Origin of the sequence: Flagellimonas marina (assembly GCF_042651185.1) — a bacterium.
Classification (GTDB): domain Bacteria; phylum Bacteroidota; class Bacteroidia; order Flavobacteriales; family Flavobacteriaceae; genus Flagellimonas; species Flagellimonas marina.
Genome location: NZ_JBHSCL010000002.1, coordinates 233,970 through 250,718 on the forward strand (window position 1 = coordinate 233,970; position 16,749 = coordinate 250,718).

Sequence of the window (16,749 nt, forward strand, 5' to 3'; positions counted from 1 at the left end):
ATTTTTTGCAACGCATCCTAACTATTGGTATTTTTGCAGGAAAGATTCGCCATGAAAGAATATAATATCACCATAGTTGCCACCAACAATCCAAAAATAATAAAATTGGAAGCCAACCATTTCTTGGTAAAGGGCAATTATGAATACAAAAATATAGATGAAGCTAAGAACTCTCCCTTGGCGCAACAGCTCTTTTACCTACCGTTCATTAAAACGGTTTACATCTCTGGAAACTTTATTGCTCTGGAGCGATATGATATTGTGGAATGGGAAGACGTAAAGGATGAAGTTGCCCAGCAATTGGTGGAATATCTCAATGCCGGTGAACCTGTGGTTCATGAGGAACTGACCCAGAAAAAGGAACCTGTTACCGTATACGCCGAGGTCACCCCTAACCCGGCTGCCATGAAATTTGTGTGCAACAAACGCATTGTACCCAGTACGTACGAGTTTAAAAATATTGATGAGGCCAAGGATTCACCTTTGGCCCAAGCACTTTTCCAGTTTCCCTTTGTGAAAGAGGTATTTTTTGATGAAAACTACATCTCCGTTTTAAAATACGAAGTGGCCGAATGGGAGGAAATTACTATGCAAGTCCGTGAGTTTATCCGAGATTTTCTAGGGGATGGCAAAGAAGTGATTTCTGCTGAGGCCATTCAAAAAACCAAAGAAAGTGCAAAAAAAAGTGCCACGCAGATACAATACGATGACACCTCGCAACAAATCATTGATATTTTGGAGGAATATGTGAAGCCTGCCGTGGCCAGTGATGGTGGAAATATCATGTTCCAATCGTATGAAGAAGAAAGCCGAACGGTTAGTGTCATACTCCAAGGTGCATGTAGCGGTTGCCCATCATCAACCTTTACCTTAAAAAATGGCATTGAGACCATGCTTAAAAATATGATGGGTGATAAAGTCCGGGAAGTTGTTGCGCTCAACGGCTGATTTTTAAGGTATTCTTACCACTATTGTGGTCAATTTTTGTTAAATTGAATAAATTTAAAAATCACTACCCATGGCAGTTTTAAAAGTAATTGAAGTATTGGCAAATTCCGATAAAAGCTGGGAAGATGCAACTAAAAATGCATTGGACCAAGCCACTAAATCGGTTAAAAATATTCGTTCCGTCTATATCAACGAGCAGAGCGCCACGGTTAAGGACGGAAAAATCGATAATTATCGAGTTAACGTTAAAATTACCTTTGAGGTGAAATAACCCAAGGGCAATGCCAAGATAGCGCCCTTATTGGGCGCTTTTTTTATGTTCAAAAAGAAAACTATGCTGAAAAGAGCCATCATTTTATTGGTTTTACCCTTTTTCTTCCTTGGTTGTAACCAAAAACCCGACAAAGTGACCCACAAACATACCAACGCTTTAATCAACGAGACAAGTCCTTACCTTTTACAACATGCCCATAATCCTGTAAACTGGGAAGCATGGAGCCCAGAAGTGCTTGAACGTGCCCAAAAGGAGGACAAACCTCTTCTTATCAGTATTGGTTATGCGGCCTGCCATTGGTGCCATGTTATGGAAAAAGAGTGCTTTGAAGACGAGGAAGTGGCCCAAATGATGAACGAGAATTTCATCAACATAAAAATAGATCGTGAAGAACGTCCCGATGTGGACCAAATCTATATGGATGCCATCCAGATGATGTCCGGCAACGGGGGCTGGCCTTTGAACATTGTGGCGCTGCCCGACGGAAGACCTTTCTGGGGCGCAACCTATGTCCCCAAGGGCAATTGGATAAAATCCCTTCAACAATTGACGGAGCTCTACAAAAATGATAGGTCTAGGGTCACCCAGTATGCCGCTGACCTTGCCAATGGCATTCATGCCATCAACTTAGTGGAAAATGCAACGGATTCCGATTTTTATAATCTGGACCAATTGGACGCTGCCGTTACCAACTGGTCGCAATATTTTGACTCGTTTTTAGGAGGATATAAACGTGCCCCTAAATTTATGATGCCCAATAATTGGGACTTTTTGCTGCACTACGCCACGGCAAACAACAAACCTGAGCTTTTAGAGCAAGTCAATACCACTCTGCAAAGAATGGCCTATGGAGGTATCTACGATCATGTGGGTGGTGGCTTTTCCAGATATGCCGTGGATACTACCTGGCACGTGCCCCATTTTGAAAAGATGCTCTATGACAACGGACAATTGACCAGTTTATATGCCAAGGCCTATGCCGTTACTAAAAATGAAATGTACAAGGAGGTGGTTGATGAGACCATCGGATTTGTACAAGAAGAACTCTGGGATGAAAATGGAGGTTTTTATTCGTCATTGGATGCCGACAGTTTAAACGACGAAGGCGAACTGGAAGAAGGTGCTTATTACGTTTGGACCAAAGAAGAATTACAGCAGCTTTTGGGGGAGGATTACAGCGTTTTTGAGGCCTATTTCAATATCAATTCCTATGGTTTATGGGAAGAAGGTAATTATGTGCTCATCAAGGATAAGTCCGATGCAGAAATCGCTGAAAAATTCAATATTTCGGTTTCCGAACTGAAGACCAAAATGGATAATGCCCTTGGTATTTTGAAAAAAGAACGAGCAAAACGTGCCAAACCCAGATTGGATGATAAAATCCTGACCTCTTGGAATGGATTGATGCTAAAAGGTTTGGTGGATGCCCATCGATATTTGGGCAATGATAAATACCTTGACATGGCCCTGAAAAATGCAAAATTCATTGAAACAGAAATGATTAAGGATGACCATTCACTTTTTCGAAATCACAAGGAAGGAAAAAGTAGCATCAATGCCTTTTTGGAGGATTACGCCTCTGTCATTGAAGCGTATTTGGCGCTTTACGAGGTGACTTTTGATGAAAAATGGCTCAACCATTCCAAAAAACTGTTGGATTATACCAAGGTTCATTTTATGGATTCAGAATCAGGAATGTTCTTCTTTACTTCGGATGAGGACCACTCCTTGATTCGAAGAAGCATTGAAACCAATGATAATGTCATATCGGCCTCGAATTCCATTATGGCCAAAAACTTGCTGAAATTTCATAAACTATACCCTGATGAGGATTATGGGGACATTGCCAAGCAAATGGTAATGAATGTGCAAAAGGACTTTGACACTAGTGCGCAAGGGTTTGCCAATTGGCTGCATGTGGTTTTGTATGAAAATCAAAACTTTTACGAAGTTGCCATAGTGGGTGAAAATTATAAAGAACTTGGCAAACAAGTCGCCCGTAATTATTTGCCCAACAGTATTTTGGTAGGCTCCAAAGAGGAAGGCAAACTTGAGCTTTTAGAAAATAGATATGTACCTGGCGCCACTTTGGCTTACGTCTGTATTGAAGGTACCTGTAAATTGCCCGTGACTACTGCAGAGGAGGTTTTACAGCAAATTAAATCATTCAAGTAAAGGTTAACATTTGTTTAAATAGGTATTCTTGAATTTTATAAAATTTTCAATTAAGTTATTGCAAAACAAAAAAGAGTTATGAACGAATTTAAAAATTACGAGAAATATATTGATGAAGGTGTAAATTGGGCCATAGGCATATTGCCGAATATTATCTTGGCCGCCATTACATTTATTGTCGGTTTATGGGTCATTCGTTTTATCAATAAACTCATAAGACGGTTTTTTGAGAAAAAGGATTATGACGAAACCTTGGAAACCTTTTTACAAAGTTTCTTTAGTATTGCCTTAAAAGCATTGCTTTTTGTTCTGGTGATAACCCAATTGGGTGTAAAAACATCTTCCTTGGTGGCCATAGTGGGTGCTGCCGGTTTGGCCATTGGTTTGGCCCTGCAAGGTTCTCTCGCCAATTTCGCCGGAGGGGTGCTTATTTTAATTTTCAAACCTTTTAAAGTTGGGGATTGGATATCCGCACAAGGGGTTGACGGAGCCGTAAAGGAAATCTCCATTTTTAACACCAGGGTAAATACTTTTGGTAATCAAGTGGCCATTATACCAAACGGGCAGTTGTCCAACGGGAATATTATCAACTATAACATGGAGAACAATCGCCGGGACAAAATTGATATAGGGATAGGCTACGGCTCAAATATAAAAGAGGCGAAAGACATTCTTCTACAAATCTGTGCGGACAATGAAAACATCCTTAAAGAGCCTGCTCCAGAAGTGTACGTAGGAGCTTTGGCGGACAGCTCGGTTAATTTGACCTTACGGTTTTGGGCAGCCAACGAAGTATTTTGGCCTGCACATTTTTATGTGATGGAACAGACAAAATTACGCTTTGATGCAGCTGGAATTGAGATTCCTTTCCCACAACGGGTTATGCATCAAGTTAAAAACTAGGCTTCTTTTTGGATTGGATTACAAAATCCTTTAGGTAATACGGTTCAAAATACGCCACATCTTCAAACTGGCCCTTCTTGTACTTTTCAAAGGCAATTGGGGCCATTTCTTTTGCAGATGGCACTATGGACGCATCAAATTTAAAATTGGGGTGTGTGAGCACATCTTTGCACTTTGCGGCACCACTACCTACCACATGTACTTTATGTTCGGAAACATAGTCGGCAAAAGAATTTTCATCGATAATTTCCGCTCGCGTCTCCCTGATTTTTTCGAACTGATGATTGAATACAGTTGAATAGACCTCCATTCTTCGGGCATCTAAAACCGGAATGACCAACTCCCCTTCTTCCAATTGCACCTGATGCGCCATACTTTCCAAGGTAGGTATCGAAATCAATGGTAAATCCAACGAAAAACACAATCCCTTGGCTGCGGAAACCCCAATCCGAAGCCCGGTATAGGAACCTGGCCCTTTACTGATGGTAACTGCATCCAGGTCTGAAAATGACAAAGAAGCCTCTTGTAAGACTTCTTTGATAAATACGTGTAATTGCTCGGAGTGGGAATAGTTTACCGCATTGTTTTCCTTTAGGAGAATAACTTCACTTCCTTTGGAAATACATACCGAACAATTGGTAGTTGCTGTTTCTAAATTGAGTAATAGGGCCATAGTGGCCACAAATATACTAGTTTAAAGAAATGGGAAGACCAAAGTAAAACTCCAAAATTTTCAATCGGAAGATATAATCATATTTGGTACGGATTACATCGGCCTGAGCATTGTCCACCCTTGCTTGTGCCTGGCTAAAATCAAAAGCATTCATTAAACCTACATCATAACGTTCCTTGGCATATTCATAGGCCAATCTACGTGCCTCCAAAGTCTTTTCCGCGGCTTCATAGGCTTTTTCAAAAGTGCTTACATCCACATAGGCCTGCTGAATATTGGTTTCCAAATCCAGTTTTGTCTGTTCCAACTGCAATTTGGCTCTTTCCAAACTTATTTGGGACCGTTTAACATTGTTCTTGGTGCTCCATCCATTAAAAATAGGCACATTTAATTGTGCTCCGTAGGAGATACCATCAAAAATCCAAAGTTGGTCCGTAAAATTGGGGGTATAGGGCCCATTGGCCCCGGGGATTTGGGTCACATCGGAATACCGTGTTCCATATTGGAAAAAGGCAGATAGTGTAGGATAATACGCTCCCTTTGCAATTTTTAGGTCTTCTTCGGCCAAATCCACATTGGACTCTGAAAACTTGATATCATTTCTAAAAGACAGTGCCTTATCAAAAATTACTTTTGCGGAATTATCCAAAATGTCTGAAGGCGGAATTAAAAACTCTTCTTCAGCTATATCAAAATTCTCATAATCGGTTATTTGAAGCAATTGCGCCAGGTTTACTCGGGATATCAGCACCATTCCCTCCCCATTCACAATCTGTTGTTGTTGTGTGGCCGCAGTCGCTTCGATCTCCAGTAAATCCCCTCGGGGCAGTACACCGGATTCCACCAACTCCTTGGTACGGTTCAGGTCTTGCTCCGTAACCGCATATTGCGCCTTGAAGGTCTTTAATTGCTCTTTGCTGGAAAGCACCTGCAAATAGGCATTGGCCACGCTCAACCGAATATCATCTTTTAGGTCATCCAACCGATACTGATTGGCTATGGCGTTGATTTTGGCCCTATTTATCTGGTGTAAATTTCGTAAACCATCGAACAGGGTAACGTTGGAACTAAGTCCCATGTTAACGTTTAAGGCTGTTTGGTTTGTGGGCAGGTTATTCGTTGGATTAATGGAGAAACCCGTATTGCTCGATATGGATGTTGACCCATTGAGATTGGGAAGTAAATTTCCCAACGCATCTGACTTATCGATTATGGCATTCTCTAAATCCAATTCAAACTGCTCTATTGTTAAATTGTTCTCCACTGCATATTCCACACATTCCTGCAGGGTCCATTTGCGCATTTGCGCATTGGAAACACATATGGCGAAAAGCAATAGAAAGGTCGTAATACTACGTTTCATTCGTTTTTTGATTTGTCGTTTTTTGATTTCGGTTTCTGGTTGATTCATTAGCTATTTGAATCTTCATCGCCTTTCTTAATAGGCTCGGTTTTGTTCCAATGTTTTACTTTATCTTCCTTGGTAAGTCCAGATAAAACTTCCACATTCACTCCATCTGAAATACCGGTCTCAATATCCCTTCTTTCAAACTTTTGTTCTTCCACTGAACCAACGGCTACTTCTACATAAGGCTTATCCGTTTCCTTGTCGAATTGCAATACTGCTTCGGGTATCACAAGAATGCTATCTTTCTTCTCCAAAACAATGGAGGCGTTGGCACTATAGCCCGCGCGAATAAACACATCATCTTTTTCCTCTACATCGCCTTCAATCTTAAATTGAACAGCTCCTGTCTCTTCGATACCCTTTGGTGCAATAAACTTTAATTTGGCATCTAACTCCACATCTTCAACGGCTCCCAAACTTATTTTTAATGGGGTTCCTACTTTTAGTTTTCCTACTTCTCCTTCATCTACTTTTCCTTCAAAAATCATTTTACCCAAATCCGCAATGGAAGCGATGGTAGTGCCATCATTGAAGTTATTACTTTGGATTACTTGGTCTCCTTCTTCGACAGGAATCTCCAGAATTGTGCCATCAACCGTGGCCCTGATATTGGTGTTTGCACTTGAAGAACCTCCAGCCGACCCCCTACGTATAATTTGGTAGTCTGCCCTGGCATTTTCCAGTTCTTGTTTAGCTTGATTATACGTCAGTTGTTGGTTGTTAAAATCCTGACTGGATATAACCCCTTTATCAAAAAGTGCTTTGTTTCTGTCGTACTCAATTTTGGCGTTGTTCAAGGCGAGCTCCGCATTTCTTACTCTACCACTGGCTTGATTCAATGATTGTTCATTGGGAACCACTTTTATTACTGCAATGAGGTCACCAGCCTGAACCTTGGCCCCTTCTTCCAAATAAATCTTTTCTATGATTCCTGAAATTTGAGGTTTTATTTCAATTTCATCTTCTGGAACAACCTTACCCGTAGCTACTGTCTTCTTTTCAATGCTGGAAACGAAGGGTTGACTAGTCTCATATGTAATAGCAGATTTACTGTTCGATTTAATAAAGAAAACAGCGGCCCAAAGTGCACCTAGCACCAAAACTCCTATTAAAATATATTTTACAATTTTGTTCATTATAAGTGTTTATTAAACGGTTGTTATTCTTCTCTTAATGCATCTATTGGTCTTATGCTAACTGCGCGTTGCGCTGGAATTAACCCAATCAAGGTTCCTAACACCACCATTATCAAAAGTGCACCCAGAACATAAGGAATTGGTACTGTGGGATTGGTATATGGGAAATCTAAATCCTTGGTGAGATTGTTTATTATGGACAATACACCTGCACCCAAAATTATACCCATAATCCCTGCAACCATGGTAAGAAAAACAGATTCCAAAATAATTTGGGAACGCACTTCCCTAGGAGTTGCTCCAAGGGCTCTTCTCACACCCAACTCCTTGGTTCGCTCCTTTACTGATATCAGCAAGATATTTCCAATACCAATTACCCCTGCCAATATGGTTGCAATACCCACTATTAAACTTAAGAATGTCATTCCCTTGGCAAAACCCGAAACCCTGGTAAACATCTCCCCCAGGTTAAAGGAACCAAATGCTCTTTCATCCTCTGGATTAACCCTATGAATGTTTCTAAGCAAGGCCTTTACATCTTTTTCTACTTGAACCACATCAACATCATCATAAGCGGCTATACAGAAATAATCTACATTGTCACCAGTATTATATAGTTTCCTAAACGTTGAGAAAGGAATAAAAATAGCAGCATCACTGTCAAAGCTTACACCTTGCGATAGTTTATGAATTCCTACCACTTGAAAATAAACGTCCCCAATTCTAATGAATTCACCAATTGGATCTTCATCCTTTTCAAAAAGTTCTTGAACGTTTCGTTCTCCAATAACACAGACTTTCCTAGCTTGTTTAATATCCTCATCATTAATGAACCTTCCGCCATCAAAAATCTGTTTTGTTGCTATTCTGGTATAAACTGGATAATCACCATTAACAGGATATGAACCGGACTTTTGTCCTCGTACCGTAAAAACGGGATCGGTCCCAAAATTTCCTAAAGTAATCCTAGGGGCAATATTGTTGATCTCAGGTATTCTATTTTCCAATTTAGCAACATCCCCCAATTTTAACTGCATGGGTCGGCCCGTCTTAAACCCTTCGTAGGGCATGCTTGTACTTTGCCCCCAAACGAACATGCTGTTCATGGAAACACTTTCAAAGACTTTTTCAAAACCATTGTCCATTCCCTTGGCTGCACCTGACAATGCTATGTAGATAAAAATTCCCCATAATACACCTATGATAGTGATAATGGTCCTTGTCCTATTCTTACCGATAGAACCGAATATTTCTTGCCAAGTATTTCTGTCGAAAATAAACTTCATATCATTCGTCCCTTAGCGCTACGATTGGTTTTATTCTAGCTGCCCTTCTAGCAGGTATGTATCCGGCCAATCCTCCAAAAAAAACCAATACTATGGTAGCAAATACAGCAGTACCCATATTTATGAAAGGATTCGTGATAAAATAGTCCTTTAGCGTATCACCCAAGGAACTTAACATCCCTACACCAATAACCATACCTACAACTCCAGATATTGTAGTGATGAAAATAGATTCTAAAAGTATAGTTCCTATTACGGATTTAGGTGTAGCGCCCAAAGCCTTTCGTATCCCTATCTCCTTGGTGCGCTCCTTCACAACAAATACCATGATATTGCTAATACCAATAATACCCGCGATTATGGTTCCAAAAGCCACAAAAGCCACAATTATCTGCAAAACTCCAGCAAACTGTTGGTTTTGCTTTAGCTGATCGGCTACATTTCTAATAAAGAAACCCCGTTGATCATTGGGGTCAATAAATTTCTTTTCCCGTATAAAGTCTCCGAGCTTTTTCTCAAAAGCCATGGCCCCGTTATATCCTATTTCAGGTTTAAACCCTATTACAATTTGATCTATCTTATCCGTATTCTTTTCTATTAACTGTCTTGTTGTATAGGGAATGTAGATTCTTCTTTCCTCATCATCCCCTGCATCATCTTGAAAAACACCTATGACTTTAAACGCACTTCCGGTAACATCTATGTACTTCCCCAAGGCATTTTCATTTTTGAACAAATCTTTTTCCACCAGCCTACCAATTACTGCATATTTGGCCTTTTCTTTGATATCTTCTTGATTAAGATATCTGCCTTTCATAATAATTGTCTTTTCTGCAAATTGATAGGATTCACTAACCCCTCTTGTGGTATAATTATTAGATTCATTTTTGTACTTAACCATTCCACCTCTGTCCACCCGTGGAGAAATATATTCTACAAATAATGGAAAATACTCCTCAATGTCGGTCAAGTCTGAATTATCAAATTCAATTTGTCTATTGGATTTATATCCTTTATAAGGCTTGGAAGTCCTACCAGGAAATACAAAAAAGGTATTGGTGGCATCGTCTTCAAAAAATTCATTGAAGGTATTTATGAGCCCATTCCCAAAACCATAGAGAACAACAAATATTAAGATGCCCAAAGCCACAGTAAAACCAGAAAGGAAAGTCCTTACCTTATTTTTCTGAATGGTTTCGAATATCTCTTTCCAGTTGTCCCGATCAAACATGCTGTCCCGCCCTTACTTGTTTTATTTTTTTATCCTCAACAATAACACCGTCCTTTAAGTGCACAATACGCTTGCACATATGGGCAATATCCTCTTCGTGGGTCACCACCAAAATGGTGTTGCCTTCATCATTGATTTTTTGGATCAAATCCATGACCTCATAGGAGGTTGTGCTGTCCAAAGCACCGGTAGGCTCATCCGCCAAAAGCACTTTGGGCTCAGCAGCCATTGCCCTAGCTATGGCCACCCGTTGTTTTTGACCACCAGACAGCTCGCTGGGAAGGTGGTTGGCCCATGGTTTGAGTCCAACCCTTTCCAAATACTGCATGGCTTTTTCCTGACGTTCTTTTCGGGGTACTTTTTGATAATATAGAGGGAGCGCCACGTTCTCTAAGGCACTTTTGTAATTGATAAGGTTAAAGGATTGAAAAATAAATCCCAAGAATTTGTTTCGGTATTGAGCAGCCTTGGTTTCACTTAAATTTTTAATGGGAACTCCATCCAAGGTATATTCGCCAGAGTCTGCTCCGTCCAACATTCCCAATATGTTCAACAACGTTGATTTTCCCGATCCCGAAGATCCCATTATGGCCACAAGCTCCCCATCATCTACCTTGAAGTTTATCCCTTTTAGAACATGAAGGGAATTGCTTCCCATTTTATAGGATTTGTGAAGATCTTTGATTTCTATCATGATTGGTTATGTTAGCTATCTAATTTTTAACTTCTGCATGTAAGACATACAAGTTGTTAAATTGTTACAAGATAGTGTTGAAATTTTATGTTAAATGATTACTTAATTTGAAGGATCTTCCTCTATGGCGTTCCAGACTTTTACTTTGTCATTGGCATTGACACCCGATTTAACCTCTACGTAAATTCCGTCGCTAACACCCAACTCCACGTCTCTGCGTTCAAATTTTTGTTCCGAAGTCTCCACTTCCACAAAGGGTGCTTTGGTGTCATCATCAAACTGGACCAAAGCTTCCTTTACAGCCAAAACGCTGTCGGCCCGTGCCAAAATAATAGAGGCATTGGCACTCAGCCCAGCTCTTATGAAAGTGGTATCCAGTTTTTTCAAGCTGCCTTTTATCTCAAATTGAATGGCCCCGTTTTCTTCTTTCCCTTTGGGAGCGATGTAATCCAAGACGGCATCAAAAACTTTATTTTCAATGGCACCAACCGTAATTTCCAGGGGCAAATCTTCCTTAATTTTCCCCACTTCGGATTCATCCACCTTACCTTCAAAAATCATTTTGTCCACATCCGCAATGGCGGCAATGGTGGTTCCTTCATTAAAATTATTGGCTTCAATGACCTGATTCCCCACCTCAACAGGAACTTCAAGTACCATTCCACTCACTGTGGCCTTGATTAAAGTATTGGCCGCACTGCTGAGACCACTTGTTGTTCCGGTCTGGACAATATCGTAGCGTTTATTGGCGGCTCCATACGACTGCTTCGCCTGATCGTAGGATACTTGTGCACGCTCCAAATCCGTTTTGGAGATAACACCCTTATTAAAAAGCGTCAACTGGCGCTCATAGTTTCGTTTTTGATCATCCAAATTAATTTTGGCCTCATCAATGGCATTTCTGGCATCGTTTAAAGCGGAAAGATTGGGCACCACTTTTATTTTGGCCAATAGGTCGCCTGATTTCACGTAGTCACCCCCCTCAACATAAATTTCTTCAATCACTCCCGAAATGTTGGGTTTGATCAATACTTCTTCCAAAGGAAGAATACTTCCTGTGGCCACTGCCTTTTTTACAATGGTCTGGGTGGATGGCGTTTCGGTTTCGTACACCACGGGATCCTCCGCATTTTTTGAGTACAAATAGTACATAGAGCCCCCAAATACGATCACGATGAGCAACAGGATGATAATGGTTACCGATTTTTTCATTTTTATCTAACTAATTTTGATTGATTTGATTTTGTTTATTCTGTTCGTAATGCTTCAATGGGCCGCACCCTAATGGCACTTTGCGCCGGAATGAATCCTGCCAAAAGACCGGATATCATCAGTATGAGCAATGCACCGCTTACAACCCCAACACTAACACTGGGATTCATGAACATATCCACTGGCCCTACACTGTCCAACAGAGAGTTGATTCCATAAATGACCAGGGAACCTAAAATAATCCCCACCATACCTGATATGATGGTGAGAAAAATGGATTCCATGAGAATCTGTTTTTTGATGGACCAAGGCTGTTCCCCCAATGCCCTCCGAATTCCAATTTCCTTGGTGCGTTCCTTAACAACTATCAGCATAATATTACTGACCCCGATGATTCCAGAAAGCAAAACCATGATTCCAACTATATAAGCCACACCTTTTAGCGCACCGAAAAGGCTTTCCACTCGGTTGTATTGTTCGTAAAGATCAAAATAACCTATGGCGCGATTATCCTCTGGATGTACCTTATGCCTTTCCTTCATGACTTGGACAATCTTTTCCTTCAATTGGGATATGGAGCTTCCATCTTTGGCCGTTATGGCCATCCACCCCACATCTTCTCCTCTATTGAACGCTTGCGAGAATGAGGTAAAGGGCACAAAAATTTCCTTTTGTCCTTCTTCCCCTCCTCCACTGTTGTTCTTTTTATACGTTCCTATGACCATGAAATTGACTCCCTGAATCTTGATATAGGTTCCCAAAACCTCTTCGTCCCGATCGTAAAGGTCATTTTTGACCCCTTGGCCAATGATGGCCACTTTTCGCTTCTCTTTAATATCATTGAAATTTAAAAAACGACCGGATGTTACCGTCATGGGGTCTTGGTTGATAATCTCTGGGTAGTCTCCATACACACTATAGGCTCCAGTTCTAATTCCACGTACCACATTGTTGGACCCCCGGAATCCGCCCAATTGGTTTCTGGGTGAGATGAATCGCAGATTGGGAACATTATCTTGGATGGCTTGCACATCACTGATCTTGAATTCAAAACTCCTTCCCTTGGGAAGCCCCTCATAAGGTTTGGTCGTGGCTCTGGTCCACATGAACATGGTGTTGGTGGCTGTATCCCCAAAATCTTGCTTAATGCCATTTTCGAGCCCCTTCCCAGCTGCCAGCAATACTATTAGGATAAAGATACCCCAGCAAACTCCAAAAGCCGTGAATATGGTACGCCACACATTGGTGGTAAGGACTTCCAATATTTCGCGCCATCTGTCTCTATTGAACATGGTAAAAACTCTTTTTATTCATCACGCAGTGATTCTATGACCTGAACCCGTGCCGCCCTCCAAGCTGGCACAAATCCAGCCAAGGTTCCTGCCAAAATCAATACAAGCACGGTAGAAAAGGCCACGTTAAAGTTTACAGAGGGGTTCTTCACATAGTCAATCTCAACATGTGGACCCACCAATTCCAATAAGGCCATACTAAAAATGAGACCAGCAAAGCCAGAAATAGCGGTCACAAAAATGGATTCGTGCAAAATCATGGCAATGATGGACCAAGGCTTTGCCCCCAAGGCTTTGCGAATTCCTATCTCTCTAGTACGTTCCTTAACTACAATCAGCATAATATTACTTACCCCTACAACTCCGGCAATAATGGTACAAATGCCCACAAACCAAAAAAAGAGCTTAATGTTGTTGGTAAGTCCGTAATAGCGCTTGGCTTCCTCCAAGGCACTCCAAACTTCCACCGCACCTGTATCATCCGGGGCTATGGTATGTGCCTGTTGAATATATTGTCTGAGATTATTTTTAAAGGTGATGGATTGTGCCACAGCTTCATCAAAATTTTCAACTGGTGGAAGGGTGTACGACATATTACTTACCCTATCGCCTCCATTAAAAACACGTTGGGCCGTTGTGATCGGGATGTAGATTACTTCCTCCTCGCGATCTTCCATTTCATTGAATACACCTACAATCTTGAATGGAATCCCAGAAATATCGATAAACTCCCCAATGGGTGAATCCACTTCATTGAAAACATCTTTCTTGATTTTATTCCCGATGATGGCCACCTTTCCTGTGGAAACTTCATCTTGGTAATTGATAAATCGTCCTTCTACCATGGAGGCATTATCAATGAATTGAAAATCTGGGCCCACACCCTGTACCCCATAGATCAATGCTTCCTTGCCATAATTTACGCTAATACCACCAACATATATTCGAGCAGATTCATGTTCAATGGTCTCGTTGAACATGGCACTGACCTTTTCAAAGTTTTCGTTGACCAATTGAATGCGTCGCCCTGGGTTGAGACCCTTATATTCTTTGGAGGTCACTCCCGGCCAAATCCAAACACTGGTAGAGGCGTCTTGCTCAAATTCATGTTCAATGCCATTTCGCATACCCTGCCCAAAACCCAATAAAATTACAAGAATGAAGATACCGGAGGCTACGGAAAGTCCAGTTAAAAAGGTACGAAGCTTGTTCTTTCGGATGGTGTCAAATATTTCTTGCCACCGTTCAATATCGAACATAGGTCAGTGTTTTGATTGATGATGTACGCATGCGTACAGTTATAGGACTTCATCAAATTGAGTTTGTTACACTTTTGGGAAAGAAATTTTCCCAAAAATTTTCATCCTCTCATTCTCCGGTAAATAAAATAGAAGAGACCGGCCACCAAAATATAAGGAATAGCCATAAGATATACAATACCGTTGTTGATGCCTTCCGCTGTACTTCCATCGGCTTCACTTTCCACTACCGCCCTGCACATGGCACATTGGGCCTCCATGGTATATGGAAAAATTAATATAAGCAGTGTAATCAAGAAAAGTTTAGTCTTCATACTATCTGTGCCATTAATAGTACGGTGAAATCATGATATAGACAATAACGCCCGTAACTGCCACATAAAGCCAAATGGGGAAGGTATATTTGGCCCATAGCCGATGACTTTCAAAATCATCCAAATACACTTTTGAGTAGGTAATCAAAACCAAAGGAATCACCGATATGGAAAGTACAATGTGTGTCATCAAAATAAAATAATACACATATTTAATGTTTCCCTCTCCTCCATAAAGTGTAGTCTCGGAAGTCATGTGATAGGCCACGTACATGACCAAAAACAAGGCCGACAAAAAGATGCAAGTGGTCATGAGCTTTTCGTGCAAAGCCCTCCTTCCGTTTTTAATTGCAATTACGGCCACTACCAACAAAATTGCGGTAATACCGTTTATGGTTGCATAAATAGGCGGCAAAAAGGTTAGAGGTTCCGAATTCGGTATTTTGTATGCAAACAATAATGCTACAACCAGCGGAATCGCCACGGAGGTCACCGTAATCCACTTATTAATTCTCTTTTCCTTGATTGAATCTTCCATTATTCTGCCAGCAATTTTTTAATGTCCTCTTTTAATATGGTAATCTGCTGTGCTTCGCCATCCGCGTTTACCCCTTGTTTTTCTGTAATAGTACCTCTGTAATATATCAGTGGGTTGCCATATTGGTCTTCGCGCGAGCGAATATACCCATTTTTATCGATCAGGGCGAACATGCCAGAGTGTTCAAACCCGCCAGGGGCTTCCTCATCTTCATTGGCCAAAATATAGAATCCCTCTTGTGCCAGTTCATAGATTTTTTCCTGATTGCCTGTCAAGAAGTGCCAATCCTTATCTGTGACACCATATTTTTCTGCATATCTTTTTAGCACAGACGGTGTATCATATCTGGGGTTGATGGTAAAGGATGCCACACCAAATTCCTCATTATCCTTGAATGTGTTTTGTAATTCCACCAAATTTTGGGTCATTATGGGGCAAATGGTTGGGCATGTTGTGAAGAAAAATTCTACCACGTACACTTTTCCCAAATAGTCTTCATTGGTGACCAATGTGCTATCCTGATTCAGAAATTGAAATTCGGGCACTTTTCGTTTTTTACCTTGGTTTACTACAAAACCCACCTTGTTTTGCCCTGCCGCCATACTCATACGGTCGTTTTCCACCACAGTGCCACTTTTGACCCTTTTGGTAATTTCATAGACGGCGAAAATCCCAAAAACCAAAATAATCGCTGATACCCAAACGTAGGTATACTTCTTCTTGTTATTTGATCCTGTCGGCATTGTTCTTTTTTAAAGCGAGACGATATTCCGCCAAAATTATTTTGACATCATCCTCCATTTTATTGTTGAGTTCCGCAACTGATGTTGTATTGAACCCAAATTTGACACCTTCATCCTCATCGTCATTTCTTCCCCTTAGGTTGCGGTCTTTGTCTATGATGAACACATAAGGTGTGTAAAGATCAGCGTCTAATGTGATGTCTGTTTTCAGTTCTTGGAAAAATGCTAGTATTGCTTCGTTGCTTCCAAGGGCAAAGTTCCACCTTTGGTCATCGGAGAGCTCACTGAGTTCCTCCCGAAGTGGTTCGATTTGGTTTCTACTTTCTTCCGGCACCACCATTACCATTTGAAAATCTTGAAACTCACTAAAACGTTTGTAGATTTTTTGGTTCAGGTTAAAGGCATTGCCTTTTTTACCTTCCACATCACTCCCCAAAAAGCCCAAGATGGTAATTTTTCCATCCAATGTGACTGAGGAATCCACCTGTGAAATATCAGGGACATTCTCGGTAAGTGTGGGCAATTTTCCAAAGTTGTTGACCCCTGAGGCAAAAAACAGATAGGCCACCAATGGAAAGATGAAGAGAACCACTAAAACAAAGGTCTTTTTCATAACATTATAAGCCTTGCAAAAATAAAAAAAGACGGTTGAAAAACCGTCTT

General features: G+C 40.9%; 17 protein-coding genes. 4 read left to right on the forward strand and 13 right to left on the reverse strand.

The features are described 5' to 3' along the window. The first annotated feature begins 51 nt into the window (after positions 1-51). The 4 genes from ACFOWS_RS01225 to ACFOWS_RS01240 all read left to right on the forward strand — a co-directional run bounded on the left by ACFOWS_RS01225 (position 52) and on the right by ACFOWS_RS01240 (position 4,300). On the forward strand, positions 52-948 hold the full coding sequence (locus tag ACFOWS_RS01225; protein ID WP_379762110.1) for a NifU family protein: 897 nt from the start codon (positions 52-54) through the stop codon (positions 946-948). A gap of 70 nt (positions 949-1,018) precedes the next feature. Next, a complete protein-coding gene (locus tag ACFOWS_RS01230) occupies positions 1,019-1,219 on the forward strand; it encodes a dodecin family protein (protein WP_366584956.1) in 201 nt (66 codons plus the stop codon). 63 nt (positions 1,220-1,282) lie between these two features. Next, a complete protein-coding gene (locus ACFOWS_RS01235) occupies positions 1,283-3,397 on the forward strand; it encodes a thioredoxin domain-containing protein (protein ID WP_379762111.1) in 2,115 nt (704 codons plus the stop codon). 78 nt (positions 3,398-3,475) lie between these two features. After that, positions 3,476-4,300 carry a mechanosensitive ion channel family protein gene (locus tag ACFOWS_RS01240; RefSeq protein ID WP_379762112.1) on the forward strand — a complete coding sequence of 275 codons (825 nt, stop codon included), beginning with the start codon at positions 3,476-3,478 and terminating at the stop codon, positions 4,298-4,300. On the opposite strand, the gene tsaB is transcribed toward ACFOWS_RS01240, so the two are convergent. From tsaB to ACFOWS_RS01305, 13 genes are all read right to left on the reverse strand, one after another. Next, positions 4,290-4,973 carry a tRNA (adenosine(37)-N6)-threonylcarbamoyltransferase complex dimerization subunit type 1 TsaB gene (gene tsaB / locus ACFOWS_RS01245; RefSeq protein ID WP_379762113.1) on the reverse strand — a complete coding sequence of 228 codons (684 nt, stop codon included), beginning with the start codon at positions 4,971-4,973 and terminating at the stop codon, positions 4,290-4,292. The genes ACFOWS_RS01240 and tsaB overlap by 11 nt on opposite strands. 16 nt (positions 4,974-4,989) lie before the next feature. Beyond that, a complete protein-coding gene (locus tag ACFOWS_RS01250; protein ID WP_379762114.1) occupies positions 4,990-6,336 on the reverse strand; it encodes a TolC family protein in 1,347 nt (448 codons plus the stop codon). A 47-nt stretch (positions 6,337-6,383) separates the two neighbouring features. Next, positions 6,384-7,517 (reverse strand): efflux RND transporter periplasmic adaptor subunit, encoded by a 1,134-nt coding sequence (locus tag ACFOWS_RS01255; protein ID WP_366584966.1) that lies wholly within the window; start codon positions 7,515-7,517, stop codon positions 6,384-6,386. 23 nt (positions 7,518-7,540) lie between these two features. Further along, positions 7,541-8,803, reverse strand: a complete 1,263-nt coding sequence (locus tag ACFOWS_RS01260; RefSeq protein ID WP_379762115.1) for an ABC transporter permease — start codon at positions 8,801-8,803, stop codon at positions 7,541-7,543. Position 8,804: 1 nt separating this feature from the next. Beyond that, positions 8,805-10,034: an ABC transporter permease gene (locus tag ACFOWS_RS01265; protein WP_379762116.1), complete on the reverse strand. Its 1,230-nt coding sequence runs from the start codon at positions 10,032-10,034 to the stop codon at positions 8,805-8,807. After that, complete coding sequence (locus tag ACFOWS_RS01270; protein ID WP_366584972.1) at positions 10,027-10,728, reverse strand: ABC transporter ATP-binding protein; 702 nt, start codon at positions 10,726-10,728, stop codon at positions 10,027-10,029. The genes ACFOWS_RS01265 and ACFOWS_RS01270 overlap by 8 nt, the downstream gene beginning before the upstream one ends. A gap of 102 nt (positions 10,729-10,830) precedes the next feature. Continuing rightward, positions 10,831-11,940: an efflux RND transporter periplasmic adaptor subunit gene (locus ACFOWS_RS01275; protein WP_379762117.1), complete on the reverse strand. Its 1,110-nt coding sequence runs from the start codon at positions 11,938-11,940 to the stop codon at positions 10,831-10,833. A gap of 35 nt (positions 11,941-11,975) precedes the next feature. Beyond that, positions 11,976-13,232 (reverse strand): ABC transporter permease, encoded by a 1,257-nt coding sequence (locus ACFOWS_RS01280; RefSeq protein ID WP_379762118.1) that lies wholly within the window; start codon positions 13,230-13,232, stop codon positions 11,976-11,978. 14 nt (positions 13,233-13,246) lie between these two features. Then, positions 13,247-14,491 carry an ABC transporter permease gene (locus ACFOWS_RS01285; RefSeq protein ID WP_379762120.1) on the reverse strand — a complete coding sequence of 415 codons (1,245 nt, stop codon included), beginning with the start codon at positions 14,489-14,491 and terminating at the stop codon, positions 13,247-13,249. 101 nt (positions 14,492-14,592) lie between these two features. Then, the gene (locus ACFOWS_RS01290) at positions 14,593-14,805 is read right to left on the reverse strand and encodes a hypothetical protein (protein ID WP_366584980.1); all 213 of its coding nucleotides are present in this window, start codon (positions 14,803-14,805) and stop codon (positions 14,593-14,595) included. Between the two features lie 13 nt (positions 14,806-14,818). Continuing rightward, positions 14,819-15,343: a DUF420 domain-containing protein gene (locus ACFOWS_RS01295; RefSeq protein ID WP_366584982.1), complete on the reverse strand. Its 525-nt coding sequence runs from the start codon at positions 15,341-15,343 to the stop codon at positions 14,819-14,821. After that, positions 15,343-16,086, reverse strand: a complete 744-nt coding sequence (locus ACFOWS_RS01300) for an SCO family protein (protein ID WP_379762122.1) — start codon at positions 16,084-16,086, stop codon at positions 15,343-15,345. Before ACFOWS_RS01300 ends, ACFOWS_RS01295 begins: the two co-directional genes overlap by 1 nt. Beyond that, positions 16,067-16,699, reverse strand: a complete 633-nt coding sequence (locus ACFOWS_RS01305) for a hypothetical protein (protein ID WP_379762123.1) — start codon at positions 16,697-16,699, stop codon at positions 16,067-16,069. The genes ACFOWS_RS01300 and ACFOWS_RS01305 overlap by 20 nt, the downstream gene beginning before the upstream one ends. Between the last annotated feature and the right edge of the window lie 50 nt (positions 16,700-16,749).